General features: G+C 71.4%; 24 protein-coding genes. 19 read left to right on the forward strand and 5 right to left on the reverse strand.

The features are described from left to right. Nucleotides 1–13 precede the first annotated feature (13 nt). Together ABT297_RS12150 and ABT297_RS12155 are read left to right on the forward strand one after the other, a co-directional pair. Complete coding sequence (locus tag ABT297_RS12150; protein ID WP_350548070.1) at nucleotides 14–991, forward strand: ribonucleotide-diphosphate reductase subunit beta; 978 nt, start codon at nucleotides 14–16, stop codon at nucleotides 989–991. Nucleotides 992–1,132: 141 nt separating this feature from the next. Next, on the forward strand, nucleotides 1,133–2,554 hold the full coding sequence (locus ABT297_RS12155; RefSeq protein ID WP_350547951.1) for a glycine hydroxymethyltransferase: 1,422 nt from the start codon (nucleotides 1,133–1,135) through the stop codon (nucleotides 2,552–2,554). 59 nt (nucleotides 2,555–2,613) lie between these two features. Here ABT297_RS12155 and ABT297_RS12160 read toward each other — a convergent pair whose 3' ends face one another. Next, nucleotides 2,614–3,405, reverse strand: coding sequence for a methyltransferase domain-containing protein (locus ABT297_RS12160; protein WP_350547953.1), 792 nt, complete (start codon nucleotides 3,403–3,405; stop codon nucleotides 2,614–2,616). 183 nt (nucleotides 3,406–3,588) lie between these two features. Between ABT297_RS12160 and tkt the strand changes: the two genes are divergently transcribed. The 3 genes from tkt to gnd are packed head-to-tail and all read left to right on the forward strand — an operon-like array spanning nucleotide 3,589 to nucleotide 7,811. Beyond that, nucleotides 3,589–5,655 (forward strand): transketolase, encoded by a 2,067-nt coding sequence (tkt, locus tag ABT297_RS12165; protein WP_350547955.1) that lies wholly within the window; start codon nucleotides 3,589–3,591, stop codon nucleotides 5,653–5,655. Between the two features lie 40 nt (nucleotides 5,656–5,695). Then, the gene (tal, locus tag ABT297_RS12170; RefSeq protein ID WP_350547957.1) at nucleotides 5,696–6,769 is read left to right on the forward strand and encodes a transaldolase; all 1,074 of its coding nucleotides are present in this window, start codon (nucleotides 5,696–5,698) and stop codon (nucleotides 6,767–6,769) included. 13 nt (nucleotides 6,770–6,782) lie between these two features. Continuing rightward, nucleotides 6,783–7,811, forward strand: coding sequence for a phosphogluconate dehydrogenase (NAD(+)-dependent, decarboxylating) (gene gnd, locus ABT297_RS12175; protein WP_350547959.1), 1,029 nt, complete (start codon nucleotides 6,783–6,785; stop codon nucleotides 7,809–7,811). 6 nt (nucleotides 7,812–7,817) lie between these two features. On the opposite strand, the gene ABT297_RS12180 is transcribed toward gnd, so the two are convergent. Next, nucleotides 7,818–8,627 (reverse strand): Cof-type HAD-IIB family hydrolase, encoded by an 810-nt coding sequence (locus tag ABT297_RS12180; RefSeq protein WP_350547961.1) that lies wholly within the window; start codon nucleotides 8,625–8,627, stop codon nucleotides 7,818–7,820. Nucleotides 8,628–8,820: 193 nt separating this feature from the next. Between ABT297_RS12180 and ABT297_RS12185 the strand changes: the two genes are divergently transcribed. Further along, the gene (locus ABT297_RS12185) at nucleotides 8,821–9,195 is read left to right on the forward strand and encodes a DUF488 domain-containing protein (RefSeq protein ID WP_350547963.1); all 375 of its coding nucleotides are present in this window, start codon (nucleotides 8,821–8,823) and stop codon (nucleotides 9,193–9,195) included. Between the two features lie 31 nt (nucleotides 9,196–9,226). On the opposite strand, the gene ABT297_RS12190 is transcribed toward ABT297_RS12185, so the two are convergent. Then, on the reverse strand, nucleotides 9,227–9,526 hold the full coding sequence (locus ABT297_RS12190) for a hypothetical protein (RefSeq protein WP_350547965.1): 300 nt from the start codon (nucleotides 9,524–9,526) through the stop codon (nucleotides 9,227–9,229). Between the two features lie 195 nt (nucleotides 9,527–9,721). Between ABT297_RS12190 and ABT297_RS12195 the strand changes: the two genes are divergently transcribed. The 13 genes from ABT297_RS12195 (at nucleotide 9,722) to chrA (ending at nucleotide 19,914) form a co-directional block, all read left to right on the forward strand. Then, complete coding sequence (locus ABT297_RS12195; RefSeq protein WP_350547967.1) at nucleotides 9,722–10,378, forward strand: SDR family NAD(P)-dependent oxidoreductase; 657 nt, start codon at nucleotides 9,722–9,724, stop codon at nucleotides 10,376–10,378. 14 nt (nucleotides 10,379–10,392) lie between these two features. Beyond that, nucleotides 10,393–11,469, forward strand: a complete 1,077-nt coding sequence (locus ABT297_RS12200) for a serine hydrolase domain-containing protein (protein WP_350547969.1) — start codon at nucleotides 10,393–10,395, stop codon at nucleotides 11,467–11,469. Nucleotides 11,470–11,584: 115 nt separating this feature from the next. Then, the gene (locus ABT297_RS12205) at nucleotides 11,585–12,295 is read left to right on the forward strand and encodes a maleylpyruvate isomerase family mycothiol-dependent enzyme (protein ID WP_350547971.1); all 711 of its coding nucleotides are present in this window, start codon (nucleotides 11,585–11,587) and stop codon (nucleotides 12,293–12,295) included. A gap of 276 nt (nucleotides 12,296–12,571) precedes the next feature. Next, nucleotides 12,572–12,730: a hypothetical protein gene (locus ABT297_RS12210; protein WP_350547973.1), complete on the forward strand. Its 159-nt coding sequence runs from the start codon at nucleotides 12,572–12,574 to the stop codon at nucleotides 12,728–12,730. A 34-nt stretch (nucleotides 12,731–12,764) separates the two neighbouring features. After that, entirely contained in the window at nucleotides 12,765–12,935 is a 171-nt protein-coding gene (locus ABT297_RS12215; RefSeq protein ID WP_350547975.1) for a hypothetical protein, read from the forward strand. Nucleotides 12,936–13,088: 153 nt separating this feature from the next. Beyond that, a complete protein-coding gene (locus ABT297_RS12220; protein WP_350547977.1) occupies nucleotides 13,089–14,222 on the forward strand; it encodes a hypothetical protein in 1,134 nt (377 codons plus the stop codon). Nucleotides 14,223–14,349: 127 nt separating this feature from the next. Further along, complete coding sequence (locus ABT297_RS12225) at nucleotides 14,350–14,865, forward strand: SigE family RNA polymerase sigma factor (RefSeq protein ID WP_350547979.1); 516 nt, start codon at nucleotides 14,350–14,352, stop codon at nucleotides 14,863–14,865. Continuing rightward, nucleotides 14,862–16,043: a hypothetical protein gene (locus ABT297_RS12230; RefSeq protein WP_350547981.1), complete on the forward strand. Its 1,182-nt coding sequence runs from the start codon at nucleotides 14,862–14,864 to the stop codon at nucleotides 16,041–16,043. Before ABT297_RS12225 ends, ABT297_RS12230 begins: the two co-directional genes overlap by 4 nt. Nucleotides 16,044–16,132: 89 nt before the next feature. Further along, entirely contained in the window at nucleotides 16,133–16,801 is a 669-nt protein-coding gene (locus ABT297_RS12235; RefSeq protein WP_350547983.1) for a FadR/GntR family transcriptional regulator, read from the forward strand. Then, on the forward strand, nucleotides 16,798–17,625 hold the full coding sequence (locus ABT297_RS12240) for an ABC transporter ATP-binding protein (protein ID WP_350547985.1): 828 nt from the start codon (nucleotides 16,798–16,800) through the stop codon (nucleotides 17,623–17,625). Before ABT297_RS12235 ends, ABT297_RS12240 begins: the two co-directional genes overlap by 4 nt. 68 nt (nucleotides 17,626–17,693) lie before the next feature. After that, a complete protein-coding gene (locus tag ABT297_RS12245; protein WP_350547987.1) occupies nucleotides 17,694–18,224 on the forward strand; it encodes a Chromate resistance protein ChrB in 531 nt (176 codons plus the stop codon). Continuing rightward, nucleotides 18,221–18,667 carry a chromate resistance protein ChrB domain-containing protein gene (locus tag ABT297_RS12250; protein WP_350547989.1) on the forward strand — a complete coding sequence of 149 codons (447 nt, stop codon included), beginning with the start codon at nucleotides 18,221–18,223 and terminating at the stop codon, nucleotides 18,665–18,667. Before ABT297_RS12245 ends, ABT297_RS12250 begins: the two co-directional genes overlap by 4 nt. A gap of 74 nt (nucleotides 18,668–18,741) precedes the next feature. Beyond that, nucleotides 18,742–19,914 (forward strand): chromate efflux transporter, encoded by a 1,173-nt coding sequence (gene chrA, locus ABT297_RS12255; RefSeq protein ID WP_350547991.1) that lies wholly within the window; start codon nucleotides 18,742–18,744, stop codon nucleotides 19,912–19,914. 34 nt (nucleotides 19,915–19,948) lie between these two features. Here chrA and ABT297_RS12260 read toward each other — a convergent pair whose 3' ends face one another. Together ABT297_RS12260 and ABT297_RS12265 are read right to left on the reverse strand one after the other, a co-directional pair. After that, nucleotides 19,949–21,025: an ABC transporter ATP-binding protein gene (locus ABT297_RS12260; protein WP_350547993.1), complete on the reverse strand. Its 1,077-nt coding sequence runs from the start codon at nucleotides 21,023–21,025 to the stop codon at nucleotides 19,949–19,951. Beyond that, nucleotides 21,025–22,521: an ABC transporter permease gene (locus tag ABT297_RS12265; RefSeq protein WP_350547995.1), complete on the reverse strand. Its 1,497-nt coding sequence runs from the start codon at nucleotides 22,519–22,521 to the stop codon at nucleotides 21,025–21,027. Before ABT297_RS12265 ends, ABT297_RS12260 begins: the two co-directional genes overlap by 1 nt. Nucleotides 22,522–22,533: the final 12 nt, after the last annotated feature.

Here is a 22,533-nt window from a genome sequence, read left to right on the forward strand (position 1 = left end):
CCTCGACCCCGGCATGGACCTGACGCTGCGGCCGATGCGGTATCCGCAGTTCTTCGACCGGTTCAAGGACGCGATCAAGAACACCTGGACCGTGGAGGAGGTCGACCTGCACACCGACCTCGCCGACCTGCCGAAGCTGTCCCCGGCCGAGCGGCACCTGGTCTCGCGCCTCGTCGCGTTCTTCGCGACCGGTGACACGATCGTGGCGAACAACCTCGTGCTGAACCTGTACCAGCATGTGAACTCGCCCGAGGGCCGGCTGTACCTGTCGCGGCAGTTGTTCGAAGAGGCCGTGCACGTCCAGTTCTACCTGAACCTCCTCGACACCTACGTCCCCGATGAAGCCGAGCGGTTCGCGGCGTTCGCGGCGGTGGAGAACATCCCGTCGATCGCCCGCAAGGCCGAGTTCTGCTTCAAGTGGATCAACTCGATCTTCGGCCTGCGGGAGCTCAAGACCCGCGACGACCGGCGCGCGTTCCTGCTCAACCTGATCTGTTTCGCCGCGTGCATCGAGGGCCTGTTCTTCTACGGCGCCTTCGCCTACGTGTACTACCTGCGCTCCCGCGGGCTGCTGCACGGCCTCGCCTCCGGCACCAACTGGGTGTTCCGCGACGAGTCGATGCACATGGCGTTCGCGTTCGACGTCGTCGACACGGTCCGCGCCGAGGAGCCGGATCTGTTCGACGCCGAGATGGAACGTCAGGTGCGGCAGATGCTGGCCGAGGCGGTCGACTGCGAGGTGCAGTTCGCCGCCGACCTGCTCGAACAGGGCATTTCCGGGCTGTCCCTGGCCGACATGCGGGAGTACCTGCAGCACGTCGCCGACCGGCGCCTGGCGCTGCTGGGCATCGCCCCGCTGTACGGCAGCCGCAACCCGTTCGCGTTCATGGAGCTGCAGGACGTGCAGGAGCTGTCGAACTTCTTCGAGCGCCGGGTCTCGGCCTACCAGGTCGGCGTCACCGGCACGGTCAGCTTCGACGACGACTTCTGAGCGGCCCGGCGCCTGTGGGTCCACCCCGACCGTGGCCCGAAGACCCGGGACTACCCTGAGGTCGGCACCTCGTCGCGGCCGCCGAGGTCCGCGGCGGCTGCCAACCCTCGGGCCGGGCGGGCCCCATTTTCCACGTCTGGAGTGATTGTGAACGCCGAATCGACTGCTTTCCGCGCCGCGCTGGAGGCCGTCCGCGCCGTTGAGCCGCGGATCGCCGACGCGATCGCGAAGGAGCTGACCGACCAGCGCGAGTCGCTCAAGCTGATCGCGAGCGAGAACTACGCCTCGCCCGCGGTACTGCTCGCCATGGGCAACTGGCTGTCGGACAAGTACGCCGAGGGCACGATCGGCCGCCGCTTCTACGCCGGCTGTCAGAACGTCGACACCGTCGAGGCCGTCGCCGTCGAGCACGCCAAGGCCCTCTTCGGCGCCCCGTACGCCTACGTGCAGCCGCACTCGGGCATCGACGCGAACCTCGTCGCGTACTGGGCGATCCTGGCCGACCGGGTCGAGGTACCGTATCTGGCGAAGTTCGGCAGGCGGCAGGTGAACGAACTCACCGACGCAGAGTGGGCCGAGCTTCGGGCCGCGTTCGGCAACCAGCGGATGCTCGGCATGTCCCTGGACGCCGGCGGCCACCTCACCCACGGCTTCCGGCCGAACATCTCCGGCAAGATGTTCGACCAGCGCAGCTACGGCGTCGACCCGGCCACCGGGCAGATCGACTACGCCGCCCTGCGCGAGACGGCGCGCGAGTTCAAGCCCCTGGTGATCGTCGGCGGCTACTCGGCGTATCCGCGGAGGGTCAACTTCGCCACGCTGCGCGAGATCGCCGACGAGGTCGGCGCCACCCTCATGGTCGACATGGCCCACTTCGCCGGGCTCGTCGCCGGCAAGGTCTTCACCGGCGACTTCGACCCGGTCCCGCACGCCCACATCGTCACCACGACGACGCACAAGAGCCTCCGCGGCCCGCGCGGCGGCGCTGTCCTGGCCCAGCCGGAGCTCGCCGACCAGGTCGACCGCGGCTGTCCGATGGTGCTCGGCGGCCCGCTGTCGCACGTCATGGCCGCGAAGGCGATCGCGTTCGCCGAGGCCCGCCGGCCGGAGTTCGCCACCTACGCGCAGCAGATCGTGAACAACGCCCAGGCGCTCGCCGAGGGCCTGCTCTCCCGCGGCGTGAAGCTGGTCTCCGGCGGTACCGACAACCACCTCGTCCTCATCGACGTGCACCCGTTCGGGCTCACCGGCCGCCAGGCCGAGCAGGCGCTGCTGGACAGCGGCGTGGTCACGAACCGCAACGCGGTGCCGAACGACCCCAACGGCGCCTGGTACACCTCCGGCATCCGCATCGGCACACCGGCCCTGACCAGCCGGGGCCTCGGCACCGCCGAGATGGACCAGATCGCCGAGCTCATCCACACCGTCCTGGCGGGCACCGCACCGGACGAGGGCTCCAAGGCCAAGTACCGGCTCGACCCGGCCCTCGCCGACCGAGTGAGCAAGCAGGCAACGGAGCTGCTCGCGCCGTTCCCGCTCTACCCCAGCGTCGACCTGGGGTAAGTGCTCCGCCGGGCAGGCGTGGGACTCCCACGCCTGCCCCGGCCGTCGGCCAACGCCGCTCAGCCGTCTGTGGCGGGAACGCGGCCGATCGCGGTGAAGAACGTGAACGCGGCCAGGAACGGGCCGTCGGTCAGCCGGGCGAGCCAGGCCCGTCCGGCTTCTTCGTCGAGAGCGCCGGCCTGCCAGGCGCGCTGGGCGACCGACGGCATCCGCAGGATGGTGTCCGCGGTCCGGTAGTCGCGGAACAGGACGACGGCGGCGTCGACGGACTCGATCTCGAACCCGGCGCCGCCGAGGAGCCGGGCAAGCTGCCGGCCGATGGCCGCGTTCCGCACGACGCTGGTGGTGATGTAGCGGGTGTAGGCCCGGCTGGTTGCGACATCGGGGTCGTCGATGACGAGGGTGTCCCAGTCCGGTTCCGCCAGCGCGACCAGGCCGCCGGGGCGGACGACCCGCCGCAGCTCGGCCAGCGCCTGCGCCGGGTTGGCCAGATGTTGCAGCACGCGGTCGGCGCGGGCGCGGTCGACGCCGGCGTCGTCGAGGGGCAGCGCATGGGCGTCGCCCGCTCGGACCTCCACGCGGGGATGTGCCGCGGTTCGTTGCCGGGCCTGCCCGAGCATCGCGGGGTCGTGGTCGACGCCGATGACGGTGCCCGTGTCGCCGACGGCGCCGGCCAGCGCCGGGAGGTCGGTGCCTGGTCCACAGCCGACGTCGAGGACAACGTTGCCCGGCCGCACGTCCAGCGCCGCGAGGAGATCGTGCTTGTACTGGCGTCCGACGTCGCTGGCGGCGGCGTGGTCGAGGTAGGCGATCTCGTCCGCGGCGCGCAGCGTGCTGCTCGGCAGTGTCATGGGTGCAGGGAACCACAGTCGCGGCCAGATGTGGTGATGGCTTTGTAGCAGTTCGGTGAAGACGACCGAGGACAATCGCTCGGTCCGGGTGAGTCTGCCGGGACCCTGTGGATATTGGTTTGTCTCGTACGGGTGAGACGCCGAAGCGCCGATGCCGGCGCAAGATCCACGACCCTGGAGGTCATGGTGACCACCACGGCTATCGATCTGGACACGTTGTCCATCAACACCATCCGCGGCCTGTGCATGGACGCGATCCAGCGAGCGGAGTCCGGACATCCGGGCACCCCGATGGGGATCGCGCCGGTCGCGTACTCCCTGTGGCAGCGGTTCCTGCGGTTCGACCCGGCCGATCCGATCTGGCCCAACCGGGACCGGTTCGTGCTGTCCGAGGGGCACGCGTCGGCGCTGCTGTGGTCGCTGCTGCACCTGAGCGGGGTGCGCGCGGTCGACCCGGACTACGAGATCCTCGGCCGTCCCTCGGTGACCCTCGAGGACCTGAAGACGTTCCGGCAGCTCGACTCGCGCTGTCCCGGCCACCCCGAGTACCGGTGGACGAGCGGGGTCGAGACCACCACCGGGCCGCTCGGCCAGGGGGACGCGACCTCGGTGGGGATGGCCATCGCCGGTCAGTGGCTGGCGGCCAGGTACAACCGGGATGGTCTTACCCTGTTCGACTTCGACGTGTATTCGATCACCGGGGACGGCGACCTGATGGAGGGCGTCGCGTCGGAGGCGGCCTCGCTCGCCGGTCATCAGCGGCTGGCGAACCTGTGCTGGATCTACGACTCGAACCGGGTGACGATCGAGGGCCACACCGACATCACGTTCACCGAGGACGTGGCGGAGCGGTTCCTGGCGTACGGCTGGAACGTGACGACCGTCGCGGACGCCAACGACCTCGACGCGGTGGAACGGGCGCTGCACAACTTCCAGGCCGAGCACGAACGGCCGACGCTGATCGTGGTGCACAGCCACATCGGGTACGGCTCCCCGGTCGAGGACACCGCGCAGGCACACGGCGAGCCGCTCGGCCCGCAGGCCGTCCGGGAGACCAAGCGCTTCCTCGGCATGCCCGAGGACGCCGGCTTCTACGTCCCGGACGGTGTGTACGACTGGTTCGCCCGAGGTATCGGTGCGCGCAGCAGAGCGGCACACGACGCGTGGCGGTCGCGCTTCACGGCGTACCGCAGCAGGTATCCGCGGCTGGCTGACGAGATCGAGCGGATGCAGCGACGGGAACTGCCGGACGGGTGGCAGGATGCGCTGCCCACCTTCCCGCCCGATGCGAAGGGGCTGGCGACCCGCGACTCCTCGGGTCAGGTGCTCAACGCGCTCGCGCGGGCGGTGCCGTGGCTGCTGGGCGGGTCGGCCGACCTGGCCCCGTCCACCAAGACGCGCCTCACCTTCCCCGGCGCCGGCGACTTCCAGGCCGGCGACCGGTCCGGACGCAACTTCCACCTCGGCGTCCGCGAGCACGCGGCGGCGGCGATCGCCAACGGGATGGCGCTGTCCAAGCTGCGCTCGTACTGGTCGGGCTTCCTGATCTTCTCCGACTACGCCCGCGCGGCGATCCGGCTGTCGGCGTTGATGGAGATCCCGACGCTGCACATCTTCAGCCACGACTCGATCGGGGTCGGCGAGGACGGGCCGACGCACCAGCCGGTCGAGCATCTCGCGTCGCTGCGGGCGATGCCGGGGTTGCTGGTGTTCCGCCCGGCCGACGCGAACGAGGTGGTCGAGACGTGGCGGGTCGTGGCCGGGCTGCGGCGCGAGCCGGCGGCGCTCGTGCTGTCCCGGCAGCCGCTGCCCACCCTGGACCGCAGCCGGCTGGCCGCCGCGGCCGGGGTCGCGACGGGCGGGTACGTGCTGGCCGACCCGCCGTCGGGCGAGCCGGACGTGATCCTGCTGGCCAGCGGCTCGGAGGTGGCGCTGGCGCTCGCGGCGCGCGACGAGCTCGCCGGCGGCGGGATCGCGGCGCGGGTGGTGAGCATGCCGTGCTGGGAGCTGTTCGACCGGCAACCACGCCGGTACCGCGATCAGGTGCTGCCCCCGTCGGTGCGGGCCCGGGTCGCGATCGAGCAGGCATCCACGCTCGGCTGGGAACGGTACGTGGGCGACTCCGGCGCGATCATCGGCATGCACACCTTCGGTGCCTCCGCGCCACTCAAACAGCTGCTGACCAAGTTCGGGTTCACGCCCGAACGGGTGACGCAGGCGGCCCGGGAACAAGTGGCCGCGAACACCTGACCGTCGAGACGGCCGCATCCGGAGCCGGCGAGGAGGGGACGTGAAGGCAACCCAGACCCTGCACGAGCACGGGCAGAGCCTCTGGCTGGACAACATCACCCGGGGCCTGCTCGACTCCGGCCAGATCCAGCATTACATCGACAAATACTCGATCACCGGGCTCACGTCGAACCCGTCGATCTTCGACAAGGCGATCGAGTCCGGCTACTACGACGACGCGATCCGGGAGAAGTCCGGCATCGGGCTGTCCGACGAGGAGCTGTTCTACGAGCTGGCGATCGAGGACCTGCGGCGGGCGGCGGACGAGTTCCTGCCGGTGCACGAGCGCACCGACGGCGTGGACGGCTGGGTGTCGCTGGAGGTGTCGCCGCTGCTCGCCCACGACACGGCGGGGACGATCGAGGCCGCCAAGTCGCTGCACGCGAAGGCCGCCCGGCCAAACCTGCTGATCAAGATCCCCGGAACGGCCGAGGGCCTGCCGGCGATTACCGAGTGCGTCGCCTCCGGTGTACCCATCAACGTCACCCTGCTGTTCTCGCCCGAGCAGTACGAGGCCGCCGCCGACGCCTACCTGGCCGGCGTCGAGCGCCGGCTCGAGCGCCAGCTCGATCCCGCCGTCGAGTCGGTCGCCTCCGTCTTCATGTCCCGCTGGGATGTCGCGGTCGCCACCCGCGTGCCGGAGGAGTTGAAGGATGAGCTCGGGCTCGCCGTCGGGCTCGCCACCTACCGGGCGTACCGGCAGCTCATGGACTCCGACCGGGTGCAGCGGGTGCAGAACTCCGGCGGGCGCGTCCAGCGGCTGCTGTGGGCCAGCACCAGGACCAAGGACCCGGCGGCCTCCGACACGCTCTACGTCCACGGGCTAGCCGCGCCGTTCACGATCAATACCATGCCCGACGCGACACTGCAGGCGTTCTACGACCACGGCGAGATAGGCGAGCCGATGCCCGCCGACGGCGGCGACTTCGCCGTGATGCTGGACCGGTTCCGTGACGCCGGCGTCGACGTGGCCGGCCTCGCCGCGAAACTGCAGTCCGACGGAGCGAAGCAGTTCGTCGCGGCCTGGAACGACCTGATGGAAAGGATCTCCATGCAACGCGGCGCGGTCGCCTGATGGGAGCATCGTGATGACGACGCAGAGACCCATGCAGATCGGTATGGTCGGGCTGGGCAGGATGGGCGCGAACCTGGTCCGCAGGCTCATGCGGGACGGCCACCGGTGCGTCGGATACGCCCGCACCGAGCGGACCGTGCGGCAGCTCGTCGATGAGGGCATGGCCGGCGCGACCTCGCTCGCGGACCTGGTGGCCAGACTCGACAAGCCGCGGGCGGTCTGGCTGATGGTGCCGGCCGCGGCCGTGCAGCCCACGCTTGACGAGCTCGTGACGCTGCTCGACCCGGACGACGTGGTGATCGACGGCGGGAACTCCTTCTACCACGACGACCTCGTCCGCGCCCGGCAGCTCGCCGAGCACCAGATCCACTATCTCGACTGCGGTACGTCGGGCGGGGTGTGGGGTCTGGAACGCGGCTACTGCCTGATGATCGGCGGCGAGGAGGCGCCGGTCAGGCGGCTCGACCCGATCTTCAAGACCATCGCGCCGGGCCGCGGTAGCGCTGAGCTCACGCCGAGCCGGACCCGTGACGGGACTGCCCCCGAGGGGTACCTGCACTGCGGGCCCAACGGCGCCGGCCACTTCGTGAAGATGGTCCACAACGGCGTCGAGTACGGGATGATGGCCGCGATCGGCGAGGGGCTTTCGATCATCCGGCACGCCAACGCGGGCAAGAACACCCGTATCGTCGACGCCGAGACGGCACCGCTGCGCGACCCGGAGGCCTACCAGTACGACATCGACGTCGCCGAGGTCGCCGAGGTGTGGCGGCGCGGTTCCGTCGTCGGATCGTGGCTGGTCGACCTCACCGCCGACGCGCTGGCCCGCTCGCCCCGGCTGGACGACTTCACCGGGCGCGTCTCGGACTCCGGTGAGGGCCGGTGGACCGTGCAGGCGGCGATCGACGAGAGCGTGCCCGCCCCGGTGATCAGCACGGCCCTGATGGACCGGTTCGAGTCGCGTGGGCTCGGCGAGTTCACCGACAAGGTGCTCTCCGCGATGCGCAGCGAGTTCGGCGGCCACGCGGAGAAGCGGGGCTGATCCGGTTCAACCGCGGGGCAGCACGTATCGCTGGACCGCGTTGGCGAAGCCCTCGTCGTCGTTGCTGGTGGTGACCCGGCGCGCGCATCGCTGCACCTGCGCGCCGGCGTTGCCCATCGCGATGCTGAGCCCCGAATGGGCGAACATGAGCACGTCGTTGGGCATGTCCCCGATCGTGGCGATCTGCTCGGCCCGAATGCGGTACCTGGACGCGAGGTACTGGGCCACCGTGCCCTTGTTGGCTCGGGGGTGGGTGATGTCCAGGTAGTAGGGCTGGGAGCGGGCGGCCGAGACGTGCTCCGCGAACCGCTGCTGCGCGGCGGAGGAGGCCGCCGCGACCGCATCGTGGTCGTCGCTCACGCCGACGATCTTGGCGATGTCCTCGGTGAGATCGTCGTAGCCTGTCACCAGGGTCGGCGGGAACCGCACGGTCCACGCTTCGCGGTCCACGTGCGGCCCGCTCAGGTCGCGGACGAACCAGTCGGCGCCGCGGTACAGCCAGACGCCCAGCCCGAACGACTCCAGCAGCGCGATCGCCGGGGCAACCACCTGGGGCGGGATGACATGCTGCTCGATCACGGACATGTCGGGGTTGACGAAGAGGCCGCCGTTGAACGCGGCGATCGGGGTGCTCAGCCGCAGCGGCTGGATCAGCATCGACATGCCTCGTGGCGGCCGGCCGCTGGTGACCGCGAACAGTATGCCGGCGGCGTGCAGCGCCTGTACTGCCTCGGCGGCACGGTCGGTGAGCACCTTGTCGCCGGTCACCAGGGTTCCGTCGACGTCGGCGAGCATCAGGCGAATGGGCGGTGTCATATGGCGTCCGCTTCCCCGATCGAGCCGGACATACCCGCGCGGTTGGCCGTGCGGCCTGGATCTGACGCTGCTGCTCTCACGCGCGCTACCCAGGTCCACGTGCTCGACACATCCCCGGGCGTCCGCCCGGCGCGGATGATGGAAGGAGACGTCCACTGGCTCACACGGGTGCGGTCAACCGGGGAGTACTGCCATGACCAAGGACATCACCTACCGCAGGATCTACGAGGAATCCTCGCCCGAGGACGGCAAGCGGGTGCTTGTCGATCGCGTCTGGCCGCGGGGGATGCGCAAGTCGGACGCGCATCTCGACGAGTGGCTGCGTGCCGTCGCCCCGTCCACCGAACTGCGCCGTTGGTACGGCCACAAACCCAGCCGCTTCGCCGAGTTCCGCAGCCGCTACTTCACCGAACTGCGCGAGCCCGCGCGGCGGCAGGCCGTGGACCATCTGCGAGACATCGCCGACCACGACAAGGTGACGCTGCTGACCGCCACCCACGATGTCGAACACAGCCAGGCCGCCGTCCTCACCGAGTGGCTGACCAGCGCCGGGACATCCGGGGCTTGACCGCTCGCCGCGTGGCCGTGGGGCGGGGCGCTCAGGCCTCCTCCAGCGCCTCACCCACCTCCCGAAGGCTGCGGCTGCGGACACTGGCCAGCAGATGCCCCCCGACGACCACCGCGGCGACCGGCCACTCCAGCAGGCCCGCCACCGCCAGCGCCCCGACCGTGGTGTAGAACGCCAGGTCCGGGGCGGGCGGCAGCTTCACTCGCCCGACGAACGGCACCGTGAGCCGCACGCGCTCCAGGTCGGCGACGAGCCGGCCGGCCACCGGGCACACGCCGTCGCGGGTACGGTCGGTGCTTCCCCGCGGTGAGCGGGACGTCATCGTCTGCACGGTGTCACTCCTCCGCCGTACTGGCCGGGCGCGCGAACTGGCACGCGCGGCATCCCTGCGGTGGCATGCTTTGCCTACCCGGAGCTGTGGTGGGAAAACCCACCCAGACGTGGTCGCGGCTGAGGGCGCATTTCACAGTATTCCTATAGATTGAGCATTAAAGTACGCGTCACGCACACAACAGGGGAGCAGTACATGGCCGGACTGATCGTCGTCGGCGCGGGTCCGCTGATCGGCACGTCCACCGCCCGCCGGTTCGCTGCCGACGGCCTGCCCGTCGCGCTCGTAGCCCGCTCGGAGCCGACCGTCCGCGCCGCCGTCGAGGCCGTGCGCGGCGCGGCGTCGGTGGCGGTGCATGGCTTCGTCGCCGACGTGACCGACGAGCCCGCGATCCGCGCGGCGCTGGACGAGGCCGTCGCCGCCATCGGCGTGCCGGAGGTGGTACTGTACAACGCCGCCCACGTCCGCTACGACGCGCTCGGCGAGCTCTCCGCCGCGCAGCTGCTGGACACCCTCGCCGTCAACGTCGTCGGCGGCGTCACGGTCGCCGGCCACCTCGCACCCGCAATGGTGGCGAGCGGCGGAGGGTCGCTGCTGTTCACCGGTGGCATGCCGGAGGCGAAGCCGGGCGCGGCGTCGCTGTCGCTGGGCAAGGCCGGGCTGCGGACCGTCGCCGAGCTGCTGCACGAGCAGTACGGGCCGCAGGGCCTGCACGTCGCAACCGTCACCGTCAGCGACGTCGTCGCCCCGGGCACGGCGTACGACCCCGACATCATCGCCGAGGAGTTCGCGGCGCTGCACCGCGAGCCCCGCGACTCATGGCGGCGCGAGATTCTGTTCCGGCGCGGCTGAACAAGGAAGGTGCCATGACTGAGGTACGGGGGAGTGTCGCGCCGGGCTTCGAGCCGGTGCGGGAGGAGTTCGCCGCGTTCCTGGCCGCCGAGCCGGAGGATCCCGGCGCCCAGCTCGCCGTCTACCGTGACGGCGAGCTCGTGGTCGACCTCTGGGGCGGCGACGAGGCCGCCGGGGACGCGCTGACCGGCGTCTTCTCGGTCACCAAGGGCGCCGCGCACCTCGTTGCCGCGGTGCTGGTCCAGGACGGCGTGTTCGACCTCGACGCCCAGGCCCGCAGCGTGCCGTTCCCGCTCACCGTGCGCGAACTGCTCGGCCACCGCGTCGGCCTGATCGGGGTCGACGGCGGGCTCACCATCGAGGAGGCGGCCGACGACCGGATCGTCGCCGCGCGGCTCGCCCAGCAGAAGCCGTTCTGGGAGCCCGGCACCGCCTACGGCTACCACGGCCTGGTCATTGGGGCGCTGCTGGACGCCGAGCTGCGGGCCGTCACCGGGCGTTCGGTGCAGCAGTGGTACACCGAGCGCCTCCGCGAACCCTACGGGCTGGAGCTGTGGATGGGCCTGCCCGAGGACCTGGAGCCGCGGTTCCGCCCGCTGCTGCCGGCGCTGCACCCGGCCCCGCCGGCCGATCCGGGTTCGCTGCTGGCCATCGCCTTCAACCTGGAGCAGTTCGACCTCCTCGACTTCGGCAACACCCGGCTCGTGCGCTCGCTCGGCCCGTCCTCGGCCGGCGGCGTCGGCAACGCCCGCGGCGCGGCCCGCATGTACGCGGCCGCCGTCGGCCCGCTCGACGGGCGGCCCGCGCTGCTGCGAGCGGACACCATCACCGAGTTCGCCACCCCGTATTCGCTCGGCACCGACCTCGTCACCGGGCAGGAGGACCACTTCGCGCTCGGCTTCGAGAACCTCCCGGCCGAGCACGCGTACCTCGGGCGGCGCACCATCGGCCACACCGGCGCGACCGGCTCGGTCGCCTGGGCCGACGCCGACGCGGGAGTCGCCTATGGATACGTGCGGCGCCGGTTCGGCTACCCGGGCCCGGAGAACCAGCGCCTGGGCGCGGCCGTCATCGCCGCCGCCCGGCGCTGACGCAGCCGCGTCACCGGCGGCGAGGCGGTCGGATTTTTACGCTCATCTCATGGATACTTGCAGTGCGTCGTCTTCATGCCGCTTGAGGCCTCCCGGACCGCAGAAGGGTTTCACCATGACCGATGAGCAGTCCACCCTCGACATCGCGGGCCGGCTCGCCGAGATCGGCACCGTGCACGCCTGGCTGCGCTCGGCGATCGCCGGCCTGGACGAAGACGGCGTCCGCGCGCCGAGCGGACTGCCCGGCTGGAGCCGCGCCCACGTTCTGGTCCACCTCGGCGACCTGTCGCGGGCGTTCGCGCGGCAGGCCCGCTACGCCCAGCGCGGCGAGACGATCGAGGTGTACGACGGTGGCCGGCCCACCCGCGACAAGTCGATCGAGGAGAACCACAGCCGCGACGCCGAGTGGCTGCGCAACCACGCCATCACCGGCCTGGACGACCTCGAGGACGCCTGGTCCGCCCTCGGATCCGCGGACTGGGACCGGCCGTGCGCCTACCGCGACTCGCCGCTCATCGCCACCCAGTTCGCCTGGTGGCGGGAGTCGGCGCTGCACGGCGTGGACCTCGCCCTCGACAACACCAGCGAGCAGTGGAGCCCGGCGCTGTCCGCCCACGTCGTGACCTACCTGCAGACCCGCCTCGGGCCCGAGCCGGGCGTCGGGCTGGTGGCCACGGACGCGGGGCTGGCCTTGAACCCCGGCGCCGACGTCGTCGTCACCGCGCCGCTGACCGCGCTCGCCGCCTGGATCTCCGGCCGGCCCGCCGCGGTCACGCCGTCCGTCACCCCGCCCGGCGAGCTGCCGGCGCTGCACGCCTGGCCGTGATCCACCACCGTCGAAGGTTCACAGTCCTGCTTGACGGACCGCCGACCGAGCTGACCCGGAGGCTGTCCCACCTGCCGGCGCCGCGCGAGAACTCCGCCAGTCGGCGTCGCCATGGGCCTCGCCCGTCCTGACCTCGCTCAACCTCATCTACGACGTGCACATCCCGCTCATCGTCAGCTGCTGGCCTCTGGACGGGCCCGTCGGCACCGGGATCTCCGCGGCGGACACGGAGGCGTTCTGTGAGCGGTTCGCGACGCCGGCGCCGCGACCGCGGCCGTGCTGGTCGCGGCGGTCGTCCACGCCGCCTGGAACGCCGTCACTGACAGCATCGATGACGAACTGGCCGGGCTGACCCTGGCCGGTGCCGGGCGGGTGGCCTGCGGCCTGGTCGTGGTGGCCGCCGCGGCGCCGCCCGACCCGGCGTCCTGGCCGTGACTGGCCGGCTCGGCACCGCCGCACGGTGCCGATCGTGGTGACACTCGTGGCGATGACCGCGCTGGGGGAGCGGCTGAGACCGGCGGCGCTGGCCGGCGTCGCGGTCACGATGGCGGGGCCGCTCGGGCTCGCGCTGTGGGGCTACCGCGCGCCTCTCCGTCGTGGCCCGGGATCGCGGCGAGGCTCGGCGAAAAATTTTTGGTGATCGCGGGCAACCTATCGGCCGGCGCTTCCGTTTAGGAGCCGACTCTCGTGCGTGCCGTGGTTCGCCCGCGCGAGACAGGCCAGGTACCAACCTCTTCTCAACACAACCGGAGACGTCTTGTTGCATGCACGCAGACGGAACCTGCGGCTCATCGTGCCCCTCGCGCTCCTCACCGCCCTGCTGACGGCGATCGGCGGCGTATACATGTTCCAGCACCGTGGCGGCGCGCACACGGCCCTCGAAGCCGCGCCGGTCGATCTCGCGGTGCCGGATCTGCCCCAGTCGCAGCTCGGCCAATGGTGCACCGACCGGCAGGCGATGGGCACGGAGGGCCTGTCGCAACACGCGCGGGAATGGCTGGCCGACTGCGCCGGCCTCTTCGGCGAAGCATCCACCCCGCCTTCGGCGGGATCGCCGAGCGCGAAATCACCGGCGGCATCATCGCCGCCCCCCGTACGGTCGCAGCCGCCTTCGCCGAACGCGACGACACCGCAGGCGCCCCCGAGCCGCACCGGTGGACCGGCACAACTCGGCTGCATGTCCAAGCCGTCCAAGTGCGGCTGGCCGGACGAGACCAACACCGGTGTACCCGCCGGGACCTCCCTGAGGACGCACAACGGGGACTACACCATCAGCCAGGCGGGCACCTACACCGGGCTGGACGTGACCGGGTGCCTCATCATCGACGCCGACAACGTGATCGTGACGCGGTCACGCATCGGCTCGGGTAAGAACTGCGGATGGTACGTAGTGCGGTCGATGAACCGTCGCGGCGCGGTGCTCGAGGACGTGGAGATCATCCTCACCGGCTATGACACCAAGGGCATCGCCTTCGACGGCTACACCGCCCGCCGGGTGTGGTTCCACGGTGGCTCGGACTGTGCCCACGCGGGGGGCAACGTCACCATCGTGGACTCGTTCTGTGACGTCGCCGCCGGCGGTCCGGCCGATGGGCCGCACTACGACGGGTTCCAGTCCGACGGCGGACACGACATCACCATCAAGCACAACACCATCCGGGTGCCGTACGGTCAGACCTCCGCCATCCTCATGTCGACCAACACGGCACCGATCCGTGACGTGTCCATCGTGGACAATTTGGTGGCGGGCGGCGGCTACACCATCTACTGCGGTACCACCAGTGGCGGCCCTGTGGGCGGCCGGCTGGCCTTCTCGGGTAACCGGGTAGCCCGCACCTACTTCGCCAAGGGCGGCTACTGGGGGCCGGCGACCTCATGCCCTGGCGGCGGTGCGGTGTGGGACGACACCGGCGCCGCGATCGGCTAGCCAGCACCGTTCGGCCCACCATCGTCGCGAGCCGGCCCGACCGCGATTGTGGTCGGGCCGGACGCATGGGTCTAAGTCGTATATCATTTCGTGCCGTCCACCGGGCGCGGGTGCGGGAGGTCCATGGGTGTCCGACGACGAGGTGCGCCAGTTCCAGGAGTACGCCGCCGCCCGGTTGGTGCCGCTCCGTAGGCTCGCATACATGATGTGCGGCAACTGGCATCTTGCCGAAGACATCACCTCGACGGTGCTGACCAAACTGTTCGAGACGTGGCGCAAGTCGCGGTTGGTCGAGAACCTGGACGCGTACGTGCGCCGGATGCTCGTCCGGGCGGTGATCGACGAGACGCGGCGGCCGTGGCGTCGCGAACGGCCGGCGCAGTATCCGCTCGACACCGTAGGCCATGCACCGGACGAAGGCGTCGTCGACCGGATGGTGCTGCGCGAGGCCCTCGCCCGGATGCCGGCGCGGCGCCGTGCGGTGCTGGTACTGCGCTTTGTCGAAGAACTCAGCGTGGAAGAGACCGCCGCGGCCATGGGGTGCAGCACGGGCACGGTGAAGAGCCAGACCGCGCGGGGCCTTGCCACCATGCGCGAGTTGTTGTCGGCCGAGCACGCCACGCGAGGAAGGAGCCCAGGGTGAACCCACGTATCGAACGTGCGCTGTCCGATGTGGCGTCCGACCTGTTCGCCGACGAACCGCCGATCCAGACGACAGTCGGTGACATCGTCGCTCACGGACTGCGCCGCCGCCGGGCCCGCCGTCGTCGCCGTGTCGTCGCCGCCTCCGTTGCCGCCGCCGTGTCGGTTCTCGCCGTCACCGCGGCGACGATGTTCGCCTTGCGCCCGGCCCGCGAGCCCATGCCGAGCGGTGCGGACCCGACGCCGCCGGTGCCCTCGGCGTCCGCCGCGCCGTCGCCCGCTGGACCGGCGACCGCCGCCGCTCCACCGGCGGGTGTCGCTACCCCGTCCGGCGCCGGCTCGACGAGCCGTACCGGGTTCCGGGTCGGCACCATGACGTTCCCGGAGAGGCCCGGCCTGACCGTTGCGAAGGAGTCGCTGACCCCGTACGCCGGCCCGGCCGTGGTCACCGGCTCCTACCAGCAGTCCAACTGCGTGGTGACCCGGCAGATCCGGGTCGAGGCGACCGGGCGGCTGTCACTGACGAACTGCTGGATCCGGGTGAACGTCGGCGACGACGGAACCGGGATGATCGGCAAGGGCGGTCAGATCGAACTCAACCACGTCCTCGTCGACGGGTCCGGCACTACCGGCGAAACCCTGCCGGTCATCATCGCCGGCACCGGCAAGATAACGTTCAGTGAGTTCACCGGCACCACTCAGAACATCTCGGTGCGAGGATCGGCCCAGATCGAGTGGAACCACATCCACACGCCGAAGGTCAGCACCTCGGGCCGGGACACCCGTTCCTTTGGCCTGAGCGTCCTCTCCGGCGGCCCGGTCACGATCGCGCACAACTGGATCGACATGACCGGCGCCGAAGGGCTCGGCACCGTCCTGAATGTCGTCAGCGACTTCGGCCCGATCGACCAGGTTCGTATCGCCGACAACACGTTCAGGCCCGGCGGATCGTACGCCCTCTACGTGCGTACCGACGGTTACTGCCGGTGCGGCGGCGTACGCAACGTCCAGGTGACCGGCAACCGCTGGTACGGCGACGCGGATCACCGATGGGGTGGCATCTACGGCGCGTTCTCCGTCAACGATCCGGCCAGCGTCACCGCCTGGTCGGGCAACACGCTGACCAGGGCGGGCGGGGGCCAGCCGGTACCACTGCCCGGCGACAACCCGCAACCATGAGGTGCCCCGGCGGCCTGCCGGTGCGGCGGAGGAGGCAGGGTAGGCTCTAGCGCAACTCCTCAGACAAGCAGAGAAGTGGAGGATCGCGCATGGCACAGGTCAGGCGGATGCCGCTCGCGGATCAGGCCGCGGAGCTCCTGCTGGAGCGCATCAGATCGGGCGAGTGGCAGCTCGGCGGGAAGCTCCCCGGTGAGACCACGCTGGCGCCGCAGCTCGGGGTCGGCCGCTCGACCGTCCGTGAGGCGATCCGTCAGCTCGCGGGGCGCGGTGTGCTCGCCTCCCGCCAGGGCGCCGGCGTATTCGTCGCCTCGCTCGACGTCGCCGAAGACTGGGACGCGGTGCTGCGCCGTGCCGGCATCCTGTCCGTCATCGAGGCCCGCATCGCGATCGAGACGGAGGCCGCCGCCCTCGCCGCGCATCGCCGCACACCCGCGGACCTGCGGGCCATTCGCCGAGCCCTCGCCGCCCGCGAAGCGCGACGGTCGGACATCGAGGACCACGTCGACGCGGACATGAGCTTCCACCGCAGCGTCGTCGCGGCCGCCCACAACCCGATCCTCACGGAGCTGTTCGACGGCTTCACCCCGCGGCTGCGGCAGGCGATGGTCGAGATGCTCCGCATCCGCGCCGAGTTCGGAAGCGACGCCGACCACGATGCTCACGCCCGCCTGGCCGACGCCATCGCCGGCCGCGACGCGGTCGCCGCCGCCGACCGGAGCCGGGCACACCTGCTGTCGTTGACGGAGGGGCTCGCGTGACCAGCAGCGTTCTCGAACTGCGCGATGTGACGTTTCGCCGGGAGGGCACGCACATCCTCCACGGCATCGACCTGACCGTGCGAGCGGGAGAGCATTGGGCGCTCCTCGGGCCGAACGGCGCCGGCAAGAGCACCGTCCTCGGCTTCTGCGGCGCGCTGACCCATCCGACCTCCGGCACGGTCGACGTGCTGGGACGCCGGCTCGGGCGCGTCGAACTGCAAGCGCTGCGCCGCGACATCGGGCACGTCAACCCGCGCCACCCGCTGCGCTCGCCCCTCACCGTCACGGAAGTCGTCCTCACCGGCATCACCGGCACCATCGAGACGCCCATGCGCTGGGTGCCGACGGCCGAGCAGGTCCGGAAAGCAAGGTCCCTGATTGCCGGCGTCGGGCTCTCCTCGCGCAGCGACGCGATCTGGCCCACCCTGTCACAGGGCGAACGCGGCCGGACGCTCATCGCCCGCGCGCTGGCCGCCGACCCCCGGCTGCTGCTCCTTGACGAACCCACGACCGGACTGGATGTCGCGGCCCGCGAACAGCTCCTGGAAACCGTCGACGCGCTCGCCCACACGGCGCCCGACCTGGCCTCGATCCTCGTCACCCACCATCTCGAGGAGCTCCCCGAGTCCACGACCCACGCCCTGGTCCTCTCCCACGGCAAGGCCATCCGTGCGGGGCGGGTCGAGGATGTCGTGACGACCGAAACCATCACCCGTGCCTTCGAGTACCCGATCGCGGTCACCCGCGAGCACGGCCGATGGAGCGCCCGCGCCGTGCGAGACCCCCACGCCGCGACACCAACGCCGTCCCTCGCGGCGCGGTAGCGCAACCCGCCTTGCACCGCGAGCCAGGATGGCGGGTCTGATGGTGCAACCGTGGTTACACTTGGTGGGTGGCTGGTGATCGAGGGGCCGGGTCGTGGGTGATGTTGTGTTATCGGCTGCCCCGGGAGCCGTCCACGCCGCGGATCACGGTGTGGCGCAAGCTCAAACGGCTCGGGGTGGCGCAGCTGGCGGACGGGCTCGTCACGCTGCCCGCCGACGCCCGCACCCGCGAGCAGGTGGAGTGGATCGCCGACGAGATCGTCGAGGCCGGGGGTGAGGCGTCGATCTGGCTGGCGCAGCCCACCTCCGTCACGCAGGAGCGCGACCTCGCGGCGCGGATGGCCGCCGCCCGAGCCGCCGAGTACGACACGGTGATCGCCGAGGCCGGCACCGCGTCGGCCGCGGGGGCGCGGGAGGCCCAGCGGACCGGCGAACGGCTGCGCGGCGAGCTGCGCCGCATCGGCCGCCGCGACTACTTCCCGCCACCGCAGCGGGATACCGCACACGCCGCCGTTCAGGCACTGCTGGCTGCCGCCACGGCACAGGACCCGGGCATGGACACGGACACGGACACGGATGTGCAGGAGGTGCCGTCATGAGGTGGGCCACCCGTGCCGGGATTCACATCGACCGGGCCGCCTGCGCCTGGCTGATCCGCCGGTTCCTGGATTCGGACGCCGAGTTCGTCTTTGTCACCGACCCTGCTGACGTGCCTGCGGATGCGACCGGGTTCGACATGCGCGGGGCGGACCTGTCCCACCACGCCGGCCCGGACGGGGCGACCGACTGCAGCTTCGAGACGATTCTGCGCCGCCACGACCTGACCGACCCGGTGCTGTGGCGCATCGGGCAGATGGTGCATGAGGCCGATCTGGACGACGAGCGCTACGACGCCCCCGAAGCCCCCGGGTTGGACGTGGTGCTGCGCGGGCTGTCCATGGTCTGCGACGACGAGCGGATGCTGGAGCTGACCGGACCGATCTTCGACGGCTTGTACGAGTACCAGCGTCGCGCCCTGCTGCTGGGCCGGGAGCCGGCATGAGCAACCGCGACCCACCGACCTCTGCCGGACCGCCGGAGCCGAAGACGGTAGGTGCCCGGACCGTCAGGCCTGACGTGCGGACCGTGCGGCTGCCGACGTTCCTGGGCTACTTCCTCGGCCTGGGTACATGGGGGTTCGGCGGGCCGATCGCCAGCGTCGGCTACATGCAACGCGACCTGGTCGAGCGGCGGGCCTGGCTCTCGCGGCAGGACTTCCTCGACGGCGTCGCCCTGGGCCAGACCATGCCCGGCCCGCTCGCTGCGCAGGTGGTGATGTGGCTGGGGTACCTTCGCGCCGGCACCATCGGCGCGCTGGCCACCGCGGCGGCGTTCATCGCCCCGTCGTTCGCGCTCGTGTTCGCCGTGGCTGTCGTCTACGCCCACTACCAGGGCCTGCCTGTGGTGCAGGCGCTGTTCCACGGTATCGCCCCCGCCGTGATGGCCATCATCGCGGTGGCCGCCTACAAGCTGGCCCGGCTGACCAACCACCGCGACCCGCGACTGTGGGCGATCAGCGCGGTCCTCGCGATGGTCACCGCGCTGACCGGCGCGGAGATCGCGCTGCTGTTCATCGCCGCCGGGCTGGTCATGATCCTGCTCGACGCCCCGCCCCGCTGGCTGCGTCACCCCAACCACCCGGCCGCCGTTGTCGCGGTGCCCGGCCTCGGGCCCTTGGCCGGCAAGACATTGGCCGGCAAGGCCCTGGCCGTCGCGGCCGGCGGCGGCACCCTCCTGGCGTTGGGCTGGTTCTTCCTCAAGGCCGGCGCGTTCATCTTCGGCAGCGGCCTGGCCATCGTGCCGTTCCTCCGCGAAGGCGTGGTCCACCAGCACCACTGGCTGACCGACGGGCAGTTCCTCGACGCCGTCGCGATGGGCCTGATCACCCCGGGACCGGTCGTCATCACCGCCACGTTCATCGGCTACCTCGTCGCCGGCTGGCAAGGCGCGATCATCGCCACCGTAGCGATCTTCACCCCGATCTTCCTCGGCGTGGTCGTGCCCGGCCGGTGGTTCATCCGCCACCGCGACAACCCGCAGATCCAAGCCTTCGTCAAAGGCGCCACCGCCGCCGCGGCCGGCGCGATCGCCGGCGCCGTCGTGGTGCTGTCTCAGCAGACCATCACCGACTGGCCCGCCGCAGCCATCGCGGTGGTCACACTCGGGCTGCTGCTCACCTGGAAGATCAAGGAACCGATCCTGGTCGGGCTCAGCGCCGTCGCCGGCCTCGCCCTGCACTGGCCCTGGTGAGCACATGGAACTCGGTGGAACCTGACCCGCCCAGTCATCGCTGCCTCGCACACCGCGGCGTTGCACGCGACGCATCGCCGTCGGCGCCGGGTGAAGTCGTGTCGAAGGTGCGGGCCGTGCCGCGCACCGCGACGCCGACCAGCTGGCCGACGCTCAGTGCGCCGGCTCCGCTGTTGACGCGGGCGGTGACCTCGGTACCATCGGCCAGCCGCAACGCCACCAAGGCGTCGTGGCCGTGGAAGTCGTGGCGGACGACCGTCGCCACGACGCCGTATCCCTCGGTGCGCAGGTCGATCTGCTCGGGCCGGACGAGCACGGTCGTGTTGCGTTGGACCAGGTCCGGAGCTGGGTCTCGCAGCGGCAGCCGGCCGAGCGCGGTCTCGACCGCCGCGCCGTGGGTGGTGCCGGGCAGCAGCACGGCCTCGCCGACGAAGCCCGCGACCCAGGGGCTGGCCGGCTCCTGGTACACGGCGGTGGGCGGTCCGGATTGTTCGATGCGGCCGCCGTTCATGACCGCGACCTGGTCGGCGATCGACAGGGCTTCGCCCTGGTCGTGGGTGACCAGGACGGCGGTCGCCCCGTCGGCCAGCAGGGCCTGCCGGACGTCGCGGCGCAGTTCGGTGCGCAGCGCGGCGTCCAGCGCGCTGAACGGCTCGTCGAGCAGCACGAGCGGCGGGCGCGGGGCGAGGGCGCGGGCGACGGCGACCCGTTGTTGCTGGCCGCCGGAGAGCTGGTGCGGCATGCGAGCGCCGTACCCGTCCAGGCCCACGAGCGCGAGGACCTCTTCAATCCTGCCTGAGCCGCGCTCGGCACGGTTGAGGCCGTAGCCGACGTTGCCCGCGACGGACAGGTGCGGGAACAGCGCACCCTCCTGCGGCACGACGGCGACCCGGCGCCGGTGCGCGGGGACACCGGTGACCCGGCGACCGGCCAGTGTGATCGCCCCGCCGTCGACGCGTTCGAACCCGGCGACGCAGCGCAGCAGCGTGGTCTTGCCGCAGCCGGAGGGGCCGAGCACCGCCGTGAGGGTGCCGGCGGGCACGTCGAGGTCGACGCCGTCCAATGCCGGCACCCTGCCGTACAGCTTGCGCAGACCGCTGACGTTCAGCATCAGGTCGCCAGTCCGGTGCGGGTGGCGAGCAGCCAGGTGGGGACGGCCGCGACGGCGACGAGCAGCGCGGCATACGGTGCCGCGGCCGCGTACGCGGCGGCGGAGGTGTGCGTCCACAGTTCGGTGGCGAGGGTGTCCATGCCGGTCGGCCGCAGCAGCAGGGTGGCGGGCAGCTCCTTGACGCAGGTGAGGAACACCAGCGCGGCGCCGGCGCCGATCCCGGGCAGGGTCAGCGGCAGGGTGACGGTGCGCAGCACGGTGAACGGGCCGCGCCCGAGCGAGCGGGCGGCCTCCTCCAGCGACGGCGGGCTCTGCACGGCGGCACCGGCCACCGCGCCGACCGCGAGCGGCAGGAACAGCGCGGCGTACGCGAGGGCGAGCAGCCACACGGTCTGGTAGAGCGAGTACGCCACGTTGATGCCGAAGAACACGAGCGAGAGCCCGATGACCACGCCGGGCAGGGCATGCGTGGCGTACGTCAGCCGGTCCAGCAGGGTCGCGAGGGGCCCGGGCGCCCGGGCGGTGAGCAGCCCGACCGGCAGTGCGAGCAGCATCGTGAGCGCGGCGCCGGCCAGCGAGACGAGCAGCGAGTTGCCGGCCGCGGCCGCGACCTCGCTCCACGGGCCGGGTCGCGAGACGCCGACGGCGAGCCAGCGTGCGAGGCTGGCCGCCGGGACGCCGAGGGCCAGGACGGCGACGCCACAGAGAGCGAGCACCGCGGGCCAGCGCGCCGCGCGCAGGCGCAGCCGCGTCGGCGGCCGGCCCGGGCCGCCGGATCTCGCGTATCGGGCACCTCGTGCCCTGGTGGCCAGCTCGCCGGCGATGAGCAGCGCGGTGATCACCACCAGGACGTTGGACAGCACGAGCGCGCCGGTGCGGTCGAAGCCGAGGTTGAACGCGGTGAAGATGGCCCGGGTGAAGGTGTCGAGCCGCACGATCGACACCGCGCCGAAGTCGGAGAGCACGTACAGCGCGACCAGCAGCCCGCCGGCCGTGACGGCGGGGCGGACCTGGTGCAGTGTGACGGAGGTGAAGGTGCGCCACGGGCCGCGACCGAGTGAACGGGCCACCTCCTCCTGCGCCGGGTCCGCGCCGGCGAGCGCCGCCGTCACGGGCAGCAGGACGTAGGGGTACGAGCAGAGCGTGAGCACCAGCGCGGCGGGCCAGAACCCCTCGAACCCGTCCACAGTGGACACCCAGGCGAAGCCGGCGACGTAGGTGGGCACGGCGAGCGGCAGGGCGGCGATGACGCCGAACGCCCCGCGGCCGGGCAGGTCGGTGCGGACGAGCAGGAAGGCCACGCCGACGCCGACGACCACGCACGCCGTGGTCACCACGGCGGCCAGCGCGAGGCTGCGCCCGGCGAGCACGGCGACCCGCGAGGTGAACACCTCGTCGGCGATGCGCGACCAGCCCGCCTCGCCGGTGCGCACGGCGAGGTACACCAGCGGCAGCAGGGCCACGCCGACCGCCGCCGTCGAGGCGGCGAGCAGCATGGGCCGTCGCGT

This window comes from Dactylosporangium sp. NPDC000555, assembly GCF_040300025.1.
Classification (GTDB): domain Bacteria; phylum Actinomycetota; class Actinomycetes; order Mycobacteriales; family Micromonosporaceae; genus Dactylosporangium.